The sequence below is a fragment of the Natrinema versiforme JCM 10478 genome (assembly GCF_000337195.1).
In the GTDB taxonomy this organism is placed as follows: Archaea; Halobacteriota; Halobacteria; order Halobacteriales; family Natrialbaceae; genus Natrinema; species Natrinema versiforme.
In genome coordinates, this window is record NZ_AOID01000016.1 from 1 (window position 1) to 13,265 (window position 13,265).

The window sequence follows — 13,265 nt, forward strand, 5'->3', positions numbered from 1 at the left end:
GGCGAGTCCGGCACACGTGCCCGCCAGATCGAACCCTTTCACGACTTCGGGCATGACCGCCGTTTCGCCGCCGAGCATGGTGAGGTCGGCCTGCTCTAAGCCCACCGCGAGGCCCTCGCCGATCTGGTTGGTCAGCTCCTCGTCTGGCTCATCGATCGCGAGGTAGTCGACGAACGCGACCGGCTCGACGCCGGCCGCGACGAGGTCGTTGACGTTCATCGCGATGCAGTCGATGCCGATGGTCGAGAAGTCCTCGATCGCCTCGGCGACCAGCAGCTTGGTGCCGACACCGTCGGTCGCCAGCGCGAGATAGCGGTCGCCGATGTCGATCAGGCCGGCGTACTCGGTTCGCAGGTCGCTGCCGAAGGCCTCGAGCAGCGCCGCGGTCGCGTCCTCGCTCGCCTCGATGTCGACGCCGGTCTCGGCGTAGGTGAGTCCCTCCGAATCGCCTCGCTCGTCGTCCGTCTCGGTCATACCCGAACGACCTCCCGGCGCGAGCAAAAGGTCACCGGTCCGGCACAGCGGTTGCGTCTCGAGGCGGGTCTCAGAACATCCCGACTCGGAAAATCACGAAGAGGGCAAGCGCCGCGCTCGGGACGAAGACCAGCGCGAAGACGCCCTTATGCCACTCGAGGACGGACTTTCCGTCGAGCGGGCCGAACGGGATCATGTTGAACGCGGCCAAGAAGAGGTTGATCCAGATCCCCATCTGGCCGACCGTCCCGATGATCCCGGGAAAGAGCACCATCGGGAGGAAGAGCAACGCGAGCAGGAGGTTCGTCACCGGACCCGCGAGTGCGATCAGCGCGTTCTCCCGCTGCGTGACCCGTCCGCGGTGGTAGACGGCCCCGGGCGCGGCAAAGAGGAAGCCGACCAGCGCCCCCATGAGCGCCAGAAAGAGCATCTGGTAGTCGGCCCTGAACTCGGCGAGTTGGCCGTGTTCGATCGCGACCACCTTGTGGGCGATCTCGTGGAGGAGGAAGCCGACGCCGACGGTCACGAAACTCAGGCCGACCATCGTGACGAAGAAGCCGAGGCTCGCCCCGCCGCGGTGGACGGGTGCGAGCAACAACGCGAAGGCGACGCTCAGCGCGGTCCACGCCACCGCGAGGTCGCGCAACTCTGTATCGCTAAAGCGTAGTTCCGGTTCGGGTTCGTGTTGCTGCGTTGCACGGTAGCCCATCAGAGGAGCCCCCGGAGTAGCTCGAGGCTGTTTTCGGCCCCGGCGATCAGTTCACCCATCAGGGCGTTGACGCCGCCGATCTCGGGGGCGAGCCATGGCAGTACGACGAACGGGAACAGCCCCGTCGCGATCATGCTTCCGATGTTGGTGAGCGCGACGATCATGATGAGTCGGAACAGCGGCACGTCGAACATCGAATCGAGGGCCTCGCCGACGGGTCGCTCGGTGTCGCCGACGATCTCGTTGAGCGTCTGGATGTCCCGGACGTTGACCGGCCGGTGTCTGAGTTCGACGTAGCCGGCGAACCAGCCGGGCGCGAGCAGCGGGTTGATGCTCGTCAACCACGCGACTGCGCCGCCGACGCCGGCGCTGGACCAGCGCGCGCCGGCCAACCGCGCCAGCGTGAACGCGAAGACGCCGTTGAACAGGAACCACGCCCCGAACAGCTTCAGCAGGAACGTGTTCCGAACGCCCGCCATGATCAGCAGGAAGAAGAACGCCAGAAAGCCGACCGTGACGAGATAGCCGGCGATCTTCAGCGGCGAGAACCGGCGGCTCGAGGCGGTCCCCGAAATCGACTCGAGCGAGGGGATCTCCGCGGGGTTCAGCAGGTGGTGTTCGATCCCGGCCTTGTGGCCGGCACCGACGACGGCGAGGACGTCGTAGCCCTGTTCGCGGAGTTCGTGGAGGTTGTGTGCGATGTAGGCGTCGCGTTCGTCGATCAGGGCGTTCGCGCCGCGGGGGCTGAACCGGCGGAACTCCTCCATCATGGCGTTGACGACGTCGCCGTCGGTCAGTTCTTCCATATCGAGTTCGTCGACGTCTTCGACATCGCCGCTGACGGTATCGAGAGAGAGTCCGAGGACGGCACCGACGGCGACGCCGACGCCGAGACCGGCCAGCGTCCCGGTCGCCCCGCGGACCGCGTAGATACCGGCGCTCTCGAGAGTCGACGCCGAAAACGGGCCGACGAAGGTCTCGGTCGCGACCAGCGCGAGACAGCCGCCGATACCGAGGGCGAGCCCGGCGAGAACCCGGGCCGAGAACCCGGAGAGGTAGCCGCCGGTGTACCGCCCGGCGGACTCGAGGGAGGGGAGGAAGACGAGGCCGACGAACGCGCCGACGACCGCGCCGATCACGCCGCCGCCGGCGTACTGCAGTATCGTGGGGTCGCTCAACCCGACGAGCAGGAGGTCGCCGAATCCGAGCAGCGGGGCGAGAAAGGCGGCGACGAGGAATCCAAGGAGCGCGCCGGCGACGGCACCGAAGGTGAGCCCGAGCGTTCGCGGGTCGGTGACGCCGAGTGCGAGGCCGCCAACCATCTTCAGCTTCTCCGTAAACGAAAGTCTGCTCCAGAACCGCTGGATCGTCACCTGAATGTCGCGGTCGACCAGGGCGACCCCGCTGCCGTTCGCTTCGGCGGCCTCGATGCCCGCCCGCATGTCGGCACCGGGCTCGATGTCGAACTGGTCGCCCAGCCGCGACTGGACGTACGACAGCATCCAGTAGGCCAGAAACTGGAAGACCGTGTTCCCGGAGAGGAGGTCGCCCGCTTCGATGTCGTCGGGCGTTCCGCCCTGCATCTGGCGGTACCGGCCCTCGTCCAACTCGACGGCGACGACGTCGGGGTCCTCGCGGTCGATCGTTTCGCGAACCTCGTCGACACTCGCTTGCGAGACGTGTGCCGTCCCGAGGACCTCGACGGAACCGCGCTCGCGGTCGGGTGGGGCTGGCGGCTCCGGCACGTCGGCCTCGCCTGCATCGCTCATTACTGGCTCCAACTGGGCGGCGACTTTTACCAGTATCGGACACGAAACTGAAAAACGACTGGACATCGCGGTGGCGACTGACGGCGGCCCGGCCGCCTCGAGCCGTCCCGAATCCTCGCGCCCGGCGCGCTGAAAGCAAGACTGATTGTCGGCGTCGGGAAACGTCCGCCAATGACCGACCTCATGGAGACCGTCATCGAGAACCGGGAGATGGTCCAGCCGAACCACGCGAACATGCTCGATGTCGCCCACGGCGGCAACGTGATGAAGTGGATGGACGAGGTGGGCGCGATGAGCGCGATGCGGTTTTCGGGCGAGATGTGTGTCACCGCGCGAGTCAATCAGATGAACTTCGAGCGGCCGATTCCCGTCGGCGACACGGCCTACATCACCGCGTACGTCTACGACGCGGGCACCTCGAGCGTGCGGGTCCGGCTGGTCGCCGAGCGCGAGAACCTCCGGACCCGCGAGCGCGAGCGGACCACCGAATCGTACTTCGTCTACGTCGCGATCGACGAGGACAACGTGCCGACGACGGTCCCCGAACTGACCGTCAGCACCGCGGAGGGCGAGCAGCTTCGAGACGAAGCGCTCGCGGACGAGATGGGGCGGGCCGACTAATCCGAGTCGAGACCCGATGTCCGGCCCGACGGATCTCCGGTCGCGAAAAATAGCGATTCATACGCTCGGGGCTCTCGCTAAGACCGTTACTCCGTATCGGGTTCCTGCGACCGTGGATCGCGCTCTTTGACGTCCTCGAGCAGCGTGTCGAGGGTGCCGCGGGTATCCGCGACGGTCGCGCCGACGAGCCCGCCGATCGCACCGCCGGTACTCGCCGCGTTTCGACTGAACAGTCCGCCGATCGCCGCGCCGACGGCAGCGCCGATCGCCGCGTATCGGGCGCGGAGCAACACTGCGGTAATACGTTCTCTCATGTGTCGACAATGGTGACTATTACGGATAAATATACCTCTCGAGCGCACACAGTGGGACCGAGCCCCGAGGTTGAACGGGATCTCAGAGGATTTCGTCGACCGCGGACAGCGACTCGAGGACGTGATCGGGTCTGGCGTCGGCGTCGGCCGCCGCGAGATCCGCGCGGTCGGTGACCCCGGTGAGCACGAGGGCGGTCTCCATGCCGGCGCGGTTCCCGAGTTCGATGTCGGTATCGAGCCGGTCGCCGACGACCAGCGTGTTCCGTGGGTCGACGTCCAGGCGGTTCATGGCCGCCGCGGCCGCGACCGAGGACGGCTTGCCGAGGATCGCGTCGGGTTCGCGGTCGGCGACGGCCTCCATCGCGGCGAGGATCGCGCCCGAGCCCGGCATCTCGCCTTCGTCGACCGGGATCGTCGTATCCGGGTCGGTGCCGTAGAACGGCACGTCGCCCTCGAGGGCGCGCAGGGCCTCCCAGAGCGTGCCGAAGGAGAACCGCTTGTCGAACGAGCCGAGGACGACCGCCGCTGCCTCGGGGTCCGTCGTCACGTCGACCGCGGCGTCCTCGAGAATCGCCTCGAGTCGCTCCCCGCCGACGAGGTACACCGCCGCGTCGGGGTGGGTCGCCGCGAGGTACTCCGCCGAGACGGTCGCGGACGTGAGGACGGTGCCCGGGTCGACATCGATTCCGTGGGGCGCGAGCAGCTCTCTGTAGTGGTCGGCTCCCCGCGTCGGGTTGTTCGAGAACAGCAGTCGCGAACAGCCCGCCGCCTCGAGCGCGCGTACTCCGTCGGTCGCGCCGGGGAGCAACTCCTCGCCTCGGACGATCGTTCCGTCGACGTCGAGGATTACCGCCTCGTACTCGGTCATCGTCTCCCGGTACGACCGGCCGGCGATTGAGTGTTTGGTTGCCCGTCGGGACGGTCCGGCGAGCGCGTCGGTTGGACCATCGCCCCGGGGGTTCTCGCCCCCATCGCGCTGGTGCTCGACAGCTCAAGGGAGTTCCATCCGGGATCCCGACCGCCCTTCGCAACCGGCCGAGGACGCGGTGACCGATTGTGCGACCCGCCGAGCGGTGGGAATTCTTATCCGGGAACCCGACCTACGACCGACCATGACACTCGAGGTCGAACCCCCCGAGCCGCCGGAGTTGGAGTTCGTCGATCCGAACGAGTACGAGGACGCGACCGTCAGCGCCGACGGTGCCGAGGAGATCGACTACCGCCGCGAGGAGTTACAGGCGTTCCTCGAGGAAGGCGCGTGGACGGAAGCGTTCGACGAGTGGCGAGCAGACACGGACCTCGAGGAAAACGAATACGGGATCGCGCGCGACCTCGATCTCTTCGCCGGCTTCGACTTTTTCTGGGACGATTTCGCCGATCGTGTCGGCTACCACGCGCCCGGCATTCCGGAGGACTGGCAGGCCCGCGAGTACCACCCCGACCTCGACACGTGGGGGACGGTCTCCTCAATCAACGCCGAACTCACCGAGTTCGGACAGATCGTCTCGGTCACGCTCAAAGAGGAGTACGTCGACTGGGAAGCCGAATACGAGCCGCCTGAGGACCTGCCCGATTTCGACTGACCGGCAGCTGTTAGACGGGCGTGCAATCGCTGGACCGAGTGAGAGTCGCTATTCTCGAGGGACCGCGATGTTCCGCGTTCGACCGCCGCACTCTGGGCAGGACTCGAGGGAGTCCGCTCGCTCTCTGTGGCCGCAGTCCAGACACTCGTAGTACGACCGCTCGGGCGTGTATGGATCTTGGTACACCATACCACACATTGGGATCTCATCGCGAAAAAGCGTTACGGAGGTTCAAACACGATCGTATATACAACAAGGAGGGACTAAATACGATTACATACTGGACATATGTCCACTTGGGTATTGCCGAGGGGTTTACCGAGTCGCGACGACCGCGAACGTCTCCGGGCGATCGCGGGCGAACGCGATATCGAAGCCGACCGCCTCGAGTCGGGCCCTTGCCGTCGCGAGGTCGAATCGCTCCTCGAGCGGCGGGCCGGCTGCCGACTCGCCGTCGGCGGACCAGTCGACCGTGACCAGTCGGCCGCCGGGCCGGATGACTCGCGCGAGTTCGGCGAGCGCGCCGTCGGTCTCGGCGGCCGGAGTCGGCTCCGCGTCATCGGCCGCCGTCTGCGACGCGTACTCGTGGTGAGTCATCGTCGAGTACGCGCCGTCGAGTTGCCCGTCGTCGAACGGGAGCGACGACACCTCGGCCGTGACGAACTCGACAACATCGGGGACGCCCTTCTCCCGATACCAGTCGTGCATCGCCGACTGCACGTCCACCGCGTACAGGGTGTCGACGAACGGGGCGACGTCGTCCGCGTAGAACCCCGTTCCCGAGCCGAGATCCGCCACGACGCCGTCGGTCTGTCTCTTATACACATCTCNGATGTGTATAAGAGACAGCAGTACCGGTATCGGGACGGGTCCTCGAGGGCGTCGGCGCGGTCGACCGGGTACGTGTGAAATCCCATACGATCGTTCCGGACCGCTCGGCCTTCCGCGTTGTGTTACCCCCGGTCGCCGCCCGACTGTGCCACCGTCCCACGGACCCGATTACTTTCCCTGCGTCTGCCACCGGCGGACGGGGCCGGAATCGGTGGATACTCGGTCGTCCGGTCGCGACTCACGGACCGAACGAATGTCGGTTCGACGAACGGTGGGGCGACTTGTGCGCTACGACGCCCTCGTCCTTACTGCCGCGATCTGGTTTCTCGCGAAATTCCTGCGCTACGCCTTTCCGCCGCTATTCGACTCGTTTCAGGCGAGCTACGGCGTCTCCGACGCGGTCCTCGGTACCGCGTTCTCCGGACTGCTGCTCGTCTACGCGGCCATGCAGTTCCCCTCCGGCGTGCTCGCGGACCGGCTCGGCTCGGTGACCGTCATCACGACGGGTGCGGCCGTCGCGGCCGCCGCCGCGCTCGCACTGGTCGTCGACTCCCCCTTTGTCGTCCTCGTCGGCGCGATGCTCGTGATCGGAGCCGGCACCGGCGCGCACAAGACCGTCGCCGTCCGCCTCCTCTCTCGAGCCTACCCCGCCCGGACGGGGCGAGCGCTCGGCGTCTTGGACACGTTCGGCGCGCTCAGCGGCGTCGTCGCGCCCGCGGTCGTCGTCGCCGTCGCGTCGCTTGCGCTCGGCCCGGTCGCGGGCTGGCGACTGCTCTTTCTTGGCGGCGGGCTGGTCGGGATCGCGCTCGCGGCGGCGTTCCGGGTTCGGGTTCCCAGACGGCTTCCAGACGAGTCGACTGGGGTGAAACCGACCTCGAGCGAGCGTGGCGACGGAATCGCACAGTACGCGTCGCTCTTCCGGGACTGGCGGTTCTCGACGTTCGCCATGGTGACGATCCTGTTCTCGTTCACCTACAACGGGCTGGTCGCGTTCGCGCCGCGATACCTCACCGCGGAAGCGGGGCTCGCGACGGCGACTGCGAGCCTGCTCTACAGTAGCCTCTTTCTCGCAAGTCTGGTACAGCTGGTGACCGGCAATCTCAGCGATCGGGTGGGACGACTGCCCATCATCGTCGCGACGCTCGGATTCGCCTCGGTCGCGCTGGTCGCGTTCGTTTCCCTGACCGGGACGAGCGACCCGGTCCTGCTCGGTGGACTGCTCGTCGCCGTCGGGATCGGCTCGCACGGCTTCCGGCCCGTCAGGGGCGCGTACCTGATGTCCGCCATCCCGGACGACGTCGCCGGCGGCGGACTGGGCGTCGTCCGCACGCTGCTGATGGGTGCCGGCGCGATCGCACCAGCGATCGTCGGCGCGCTCTCGGAAACCGCCGGCTTCAGGGCTGCGTTCTGGTTGCTCGCGGCGGCCATCGTCGGTGCCACGCTCCTCGCCGGCCTGCTCTTGCTTTCCGAACAGGAGTGATTCCGCTGGGGGACTGGCCCACCCACACTCGATCCGTTGTCACAGTGGGACACTACTGCGACGGAAGTACCCGCAACGCCACCGTGCAAAGGGTTAACACACTTCCGCGAATATGGGACTATATGTCACTCGAGGAGCGACGCGAGTACGTCTGCGTCCAGTGCGGGCGGCGGGAGACCGTCGGGGACGCCCTCCTCAGCACCTGTCAGCAGTGCGGGGGCGAGATGCGAAACGTGGAGTTGGTCCGCGACTGACGACAGCCGGAATCGGCCGCACCGATAGCCGCTCCCTCGAGCGGTCGCGCCGGTCCGCCAGCGCCGCGGAGCGAGGTCACACCTGATTGCAGTCCTCAGCGAGCGAGCAGCACCGCGACCCCGATGAGCACGAGACCGACGAGGACCGCGCCGCCGCCGATCATCGCATCGCCCGCGAGCGCGGCGACGCTGCCGGCCACGACGCCCGCGCCGCCACCGCCCGCGACGACCGCCTGCGGAAGCGACGACTCGGCGGTCGCGTCCGATCGAACGGTCTCGATATCTGCCCGGAGCGCCTCGATTTCCTCGGTTTTGCCCGTCTCCGTCTCGACATCACTGACTCGGGTCTCGATCCCCTCGACCTGCTGCTCGAGCCCCGAAAGTTGCTCGGCGACCGTCGTCACGCGCTCGTCCACCGAATCGACGTCGTCGTCGACCGCCTGTATGTCGCCGCTGAGCGTCTGAACCTCGCCGTCGAGGGTCCGAACGTCGCTATCCAGCGTCTCGATCACCGAGTCGTCGGGGAGCGATTCGACGGCCTCTGCGAGATCGTCCTGGTCCGTTCGAAGCGACTCGAGGCGGTCGGCCAGCCCCGAGACATCCTCCTCGATCGCTGCGAGGCCGTCGTCGCTTGCGGCGGCGGTTGCGGTCTCGGCAGTCTCGTCGACCCGATCTGCGAGCGTCGCGAGGTCATCGCTCACGCCGTCGATATCGGTTTCGACCGTCGTCACTCGCTCCTCGAGCGTCGCCTCCACGTCGTCGATCCGATCGGTGACCGTTTCCTCGACTTCGTCAACCCGTTCGGTGACTGTCTCCGCTACCTCGTCGACATCCTCGGCAACCGTCGATCGAACGTCGCTCACTCGGTCGTCAAGACTCGTCCGAAGCTCACTCACCTGCGCCTCGAGTTCGGTGTCGAGGTCGTCCACCCGGTCCGCGACGGCCTCGAGATCCGTCGCAACGGTGTCCACGGACGCGGTCACTGCATCGACCTCGTCGGTCGCGTCGGAGAGCGAGTCGCGCACCTCGTCGAGTTCGTCGTCCGCCACCGTTTCGGCCTCGAGCGACTCGATAGTTGCCTCGAGCCCTGCGAGATCGTCGTCGATCGCGTCCATCGCACTCTCGATCCGACTCTCGAGGTCCGCGGCCGTCTCGTCGAGTTGCTGTTCGATGGTCTCCTCGAGCGATCGCAGGTCCGACTCGAGGGAGTCGAGATCCGCGTCGGTGTCCTCGAGGTCGGCTGCCAGTTCGTCGACTGTCCCCGCGGTGGCCGCTCGCGACTCGAGGGTATCCAGCGTTTCCGAAACGTCGGCGGTCGCGTCGTTGAGGTCTGAAACCGCTGTTTCGAGTTCTTCTAAATCCTCGCTAACGGCATCGACTCGCTCGTCGGCCGCCGCGGTCTCCTCGAGGTGGTTGATTACGTCCCGAACGGCCTCGAGATCGGTCTCGAGCGCGGCGGCGCGGTCGTCGACCGTCTCGCGGACAGCCTCGAGTTCGTCGTCGACGGCTTCGATCTCGTCATCGACGGCCGCGATCCCCTCGTGGACGGTCGATTCGACCGCGTCGAACCGCGCGTCGGTCCGCTCGGAGTGCTCCTCGAGCCGGCCGGAGACGCCGTCGATCCGCGTGCTCAGTTCCTCGAGTCGTCCGGAGACCCCGTCGACCCTCGTTTCGGTACGGTCGATGTCCGTTTCGAGGTCGGCGAGGTCGCCGGTCAGTTCGGAGACGCGGTCGTTCACCTCCTCGAGGGCCGCTTCGGTCGCGGCGGTCTCCTCGAGGTCGGTGAGAGCGGTCCGAATCTCATCGAGGCCAGTCTGAACGGCCTCAAGTCCGTCTTCGACCGTGTCCGTCCGTTCGGCGACGGTCTCGAAGTCGGCCGTCGCGTCGGTGAGCCGCTCGTCGAGGGCTGTTCGCTCGTCAGCCGCGGCGGTCTCGACGGCCTCGAGTTCGGCGTCGAGGTCGTTCACTTCGTCCGTTAGCGCCGCCATCGACTCCGAGAGTTCCCCGAGATCGTCGTCGAGATTCTCGAGATCGTCGCCGAGGTCGTCGACCGCGTCGTCGCTCGCGTGGGTCTCGCTTTCGGCCTCGAGATCGGTCAGCTCGTCGGCGAAGGACTCGAGTCGCTCGTCGAGTTCGTCGACCGTTTCGGCCGCGGCCGTTCGTTCCTCGATGTACTCGAGGTCCTCGAACACGGCCTCGAGATCCTCGCGGACGGATTCGATCTCGGCGTCGCGGTTCGCGAGGCGGTCGAACAACTGGTCGATAGCGTCGTCGGTGCGTTCGGTCGCCCGATCTTCGGCCGATCCGTCGTCGAACGCGAATTCGGTCGCGTCGCTCGCCGGGATCGCCTCGTCCGGGCTCGCGGGATCGTCGGTGTCGGGAATGTCGTCGCGTTCGGCATCCGCGGCGGACCGGCTGATCGTCGCGTCGGCCTCGACGTCGTCTCGAGCCGCCGCGAGCGCGCCGCTGGCGGCGCTCGTCGCGGGGTCGTCCGCGAGTCGCACCCCGCGAACGGAAAACGGGAGCGTGGCTGCGTCGAACCGACCGCCGATCAGGTACTCGATGCCCTCGATCGCGCCCTCGCCGCCGATCGCGATCGGGACGGACAGCCCCTGTTGGACGTCGCTCTCGTCGGCTTCGTCCCGAATCGCGTCGATCAACGCGGCGAGCAGGTCGTCGTAGGCCGCCGCGAGCGCGCTCTCGATCCCGCCCGCGGCCGCGTCGGGGTCGAGCACAAAGTCCTCGAGTACGCCGGCGACCTGCGACGGATCGTGACCCGTGTCGCCCGCCGCGCGCTCGATGATCCACTCGCGTCCCTTCGGGATCGAGACGGCCATCGCCGGGACGCCGTAGTACGCGAGCGTGGCGCTGGTCGTCTGGGACTCGAGACAGACGCCGAGACCGGTGTAGTTGTCGCCCGCGAGCTGGTCGTAGACGACGGCGAATCCCTTGCTGATCGGCGTCACGTCGACCCCGCGGTCGGCGAGGGCCGACTCAATCGCATCGCGGTGGGCGTCGGTCGACGCCGACGCGTCGGCGAACGGGCCCGGCGTCGTGTAACAGAGCCGGCCATCCGTCGCACCCGCCAGCACGTCGTCGAGGAGCGCAGCCACGGCCGCCGTCGCGTCGGGTGTCGTTGCCGTCTCGAGGACGCCGTTCGCGAACAGCGAGTGTGGTGTTTCGTCTGCTTCCTCGGCGGCTGCTCGAGCGGCCGAGCCGACCGCGTACGTCGTTCCGTCCGCCTCGATCGTGTTCCCTTCCCCGGAGAGCTCCGTCGCGTCGGGCGCGTCCTTGACCGGCATCGCGATCGGCGGGACCGATTCGATCGTCGGGCCGTCGCCTGCATCGCTGGCGGCCCGGATCGCTTCCGGTCCGATATCGAGACCGTAATCCATGTCCTCGGCAACTCGAACCGCCCCCTTGGAAGTTCGCCCCACAATACCAGATGTGAAAATCGGTTCTCATCGGTCGTCGGTCCGGTCCCAGATATTCCGATTAGAATTATTTCTTACTCGAGTACCTATTCCAAACCTATCCCAGATCAGACTATTTCTGACTGATAATGAAACGGTTATTCAACCCCTATACAGCGTATGAAACGCCATATCACACTGCGTCGCTGGTAGGTCGTGACACACGACGGTCAAAATCCTCCATGTTTATACATCAGGGCAGTGGTGGGTCACGTATATGTCTGAATCCGGGACGGAGACCCGTCCGCTGGTCCGACAGCTGCCGGATCCGACCACAGCGTCGAACGTTCGGTACAATCCATCGCTCGAGGAACTGCGCGAGCTCGCCGCGCCCGCCGAAACGACGACCGAGTTCGGCTCGGCGTCGTACGTCAGCGAGGCCCGCTCGCGGAGCGCGGATCTGACGAAAAACGCCGTCGACGACGACTTTACCGACCGCGATCACGACCTCGTCGACGACGCGATCGACCTCGTGGGCGACCGCGAGATGCTCTGCGTCGATCGACTGATGGGGCGTCATTCGGATGCGACGTTCTGCTGTCGCCTGTTCGTCCCCGTCGAACACGCTCGAATCGCCTACGCGTGGGCGAGCCTGTTCGAGCCGACCGACGGCCGAGATCCCGATCTCTACACCGTCCACCTGCCCGACTACGACGAAACCGCGATCCGCGTCCGTCCCGACACCGGCGTCACGACCGTCCTCGGGACGGACTACATCGGCGAAGCCAAGAAATCGTTCCTCCGGCTGTACATGTACCGGATCAAACAGCAGGGCGGCCTCGGGCTTCACGCGGGGAGCAAACGGGTCCGCGTTCGCGACGCGGATGGCGAACTCCAGACCGTCGGACAGGTGTTCATGGGCCTCTCCGCGACCGGCAAATCGACCCTGACCTCTCACGGCTGCTGGCTTGAGGAGCCCGAAGACGCCGCGATGTTGCAGGACGACGTCTGCGGCCTCCTCTCGGACGGCTCGGTCGCCGGCAGCGAGGGCGAGGGGCTGTTCATCAAGACGATCGGCCTCGACGAGGACGAGCAGCCGGAACTCTACGAGGCCGCGACCAGCGAGTCGGCGATCCTCGAGAACGTCGCGGTCGACGACGACGGCACCGTCCACTTCGACGAGGATCGATACACCGCGAACTCCCGGGCGATCATCCGCCGCGACGAACTCGAGAGCGCGGCCGACGAGATCGATCTCGACCGGATGGATCAGGCCTTCTTCATCACCCGAAACCCGCTGATGCCGCCGGTAGCCAAACTCGACGAGGAACAGGCCGCCGTCGCCTTCATGCTGGGCGAGTCCATCGAGACCAGCGCTGGCGACCCGTCGCGAGCCGGCGAGTCGATCCGTGTCGTCGGAACGAACCCCTTCATCATCGGCCCCGAGGGAGAGGAAGGGAACATCTTCCACGAACTCATCGATATCCTCGACGTCGACTGTTACGTGATCAATACGGGCTATCTCGGCGAGCAATCGAAAGATATCGGCGTCACCGAATCCGTGACGATCCTCACCGAAACCGCCCGCGGCACCATCGAGTGGACCCACGACGAGCGAACGGGGCTGACGATCCCCGACTCCGTTCCGGGACTCGACATCGAGGACTACTACGTCCCCGACCACGTCGACGACTACGACGACGCGGTCGCGGAGCTGCGCGCCGACCGCCGCGAGTACCTCGAGCAGTTCGACGAACTCCGCGAGGAGATCAGAGACGCCGTCTACTGAGCGACCCTCGGACGTATCGACGCACGAA

Annotated in this window: 12 protein-coding genes and 1 pseudogene; 5 read left to right on the forward strand and 8 right to left on the reverse strand. The window is 66.5% G+C overall.

What is annotated here, in order from left to right; all coding sequences use genetic code 11:
- The 3 genes from C489_RS04665 to C489_RS04675 form a co-directional block, all read right to left on the reverse strand.
- A partial coding sequence (locus tag C489_RS04665; protein ID WP_006430007.1) for an AIR synthase related protein occupies nucleotides 1-474 on the reverse strand: 474 nt, incomplete at its 3' end.
- Nucleotides 475-544: 70 nt separating this feature from the next.
- On the reverse strand, nucleotides 545-1,183 hold the full coding sequence (locus tag C489_RS04670; RefSeq protein ID WP_006430008.1) for a zinc metalloprotease: 639 nt from the start codon (nucleotides 1,181-1,183) through the stop codon (nucleotides 545-547).
- Nucleotides 1,183-2,952, reverse strand: coding sequence for a TraB/GumN family protein (locus C489_RS04675; protein ID WP_006430009.1), 1,770 nt, complete (start codon nucleotides 2,950-2,952; stop codon nucleotides 1,183-1,185). Before C489_RS04675 ends, C489_RS04670 begins: the two co-directional genes overlap by 1 nt.
- 171 nt (nucleotides 2,953-3,123) lie before the next feature.
- Between C489_RS04675 and C489_RS04680 the strand changes: the two genes are divergently transcribed.
- Nucleotides 3,124-3,573 carry an acyl-CoA thioesterase gene (locus C489_RS04680; protein ID WP_006430010.1) on the forward strand — a complete coding sequence of 150 codons (450 nt, stop codon included), beginning with the start codon at nucleotides 3,124-3,126 and terminating at the stop codon, nucleotides 3,571-3,573.
- Nucleotides 3,574-3,659: 86 nt separating this feature from the next.
- Here the strand turns inward: C489_RS04680 and C489_RS04685 are convergent, their stop codons facing one another.
- Nucleotides 3,660-3,887 (reverse strand): glycine zipper 2TM domain-containing protein, encoded by a 228-nt coding sequence (locus C489_RS04685; protein ID WP_006430011.1) that lies wholly within the window; start codon nucleotides 3,885-3,887, stop codon nucleotides 3,660-3,662.
- Nucleotides 3,888-3,969: 82 nt separating this feature from the next.
- Nucleotides 3,970-4,755, reverse strand: a complete 786-nt coding sequence (locus tag C489_RS04690) for an HAD-IIA family hydrolase (protein WP_006430012.1) — start codon at nucleotides 4,753-4,755, stop codon at nucleotides 3,970-3,972.
- 244 nt (nucleotides 4,756-4,999) lie between these two features.
- Between C489_RS04690 and C489_RS04695 the strand changes: the two genes are divergently transcribed.
- On the forward strand, nucleotides 5,000-5,470 hold the full coding sequence (locus C489_RS04695; protein WP_006430013.1) for a hypothetical protein: 471 nt from the start codon (nucleotides 5,000-5,002) through the stop codon (nucleotides 5,468-5,470).
- Nucleotides 5,471-5,518: 48 nt separating this feature from the next.
- On the opposite strand, the gene C489_RS21475 is transcribed toward C489_RS04695, so the two are convergent.
- A complete protein-coding gene (locus C489_RS21475) occupies nucleotides 5,519-5,659 on the reverse strand; it encodes a rubrerythrin-like domain-containing protein (RefSeq protein ID WP_152423099.1) in 141 nt (46 codons plus the stop codon).
- A gap of 126 nt (nucleotides 5,660-5,785) precedes the next feature.
- Nucleotides 5,786-6,387, reverse strand: a pseudogene (locus C489_RS04700) (class I SAM-dependent methyltransferase).
- Between the two features lie 167 nt (nucleotides 6,388-6,554).
- On the opposite strand from C489_RS04700, the gene C489_RS04705 reads away from it, so the two are divergent.
- Together C489_RS04705 and C489_RS21480 are read left to right on the forward strand one after the other, a co-directional pair.
- Nucleotides 6,555-7,781: an MFS transporter gene (locus C489_RS04705; RefSeq protein WP_049890614.1), complete on the forward strand. Its 1,227-nt coding sequence runs from the start codon at nucleotides 6,555-6,557 to the stop codon at nucleotides 7,779-7,781.
- A 122-nt stretch (nucleotides 7,782-7,903) separates the two neighbouring features.
- The gene (locus C489_RS21480) at nucleotides 7,904-8,035 is read left to right on the forward strand and encodes a rubrerythrin-like domain-containing protein (protein ID WP_006430016.1); all 132 of its coding nucleotides are present in this window, start codon (nucleotides 7,904-7,906) and stop codon (nucleotides 8,033-8,035) included.
- A gap of 95 nt (nucleotides 8,036-8,130) precedes the next feature.
- Here C489_RS21480 and C489_RS04710 read toward each other — a convergent pair whose 3' ends face one another.
- Complete coding sequence (locus tag C489_RS04710) at nucleotides 8,131-11,430, reverse strand: disk-shape morphogenesis protein volactin (RefSeq protein WP_006430017.1); 3,300 nt, start codon at nucleotides 11,428-11,430, stop codon at nucleotides 8,131-8,133.
- Nucleotides 11,431-11,725: 295 nt separating this feature from the next.
- Here C489_RS04710 and C489_RS04715 point away from each other — a divergent pair, with 295 nt between their 5' ends.
- Nucleotides 11,726-13,237: a phosphoenolpyruvate carboxykinase (ATP) gene (locus C489_RS04715; RefSeq protein WP_006430018.1), complete on the forward strand. Its 1,512-nt coding sequence runs from the start codon at nucleotides 11,726-11,728 to the stop codon at nucleotides 13,235-13,237.
- Nucleotides 13,238-13,265 lie beyond the last annotated feature (28 nt).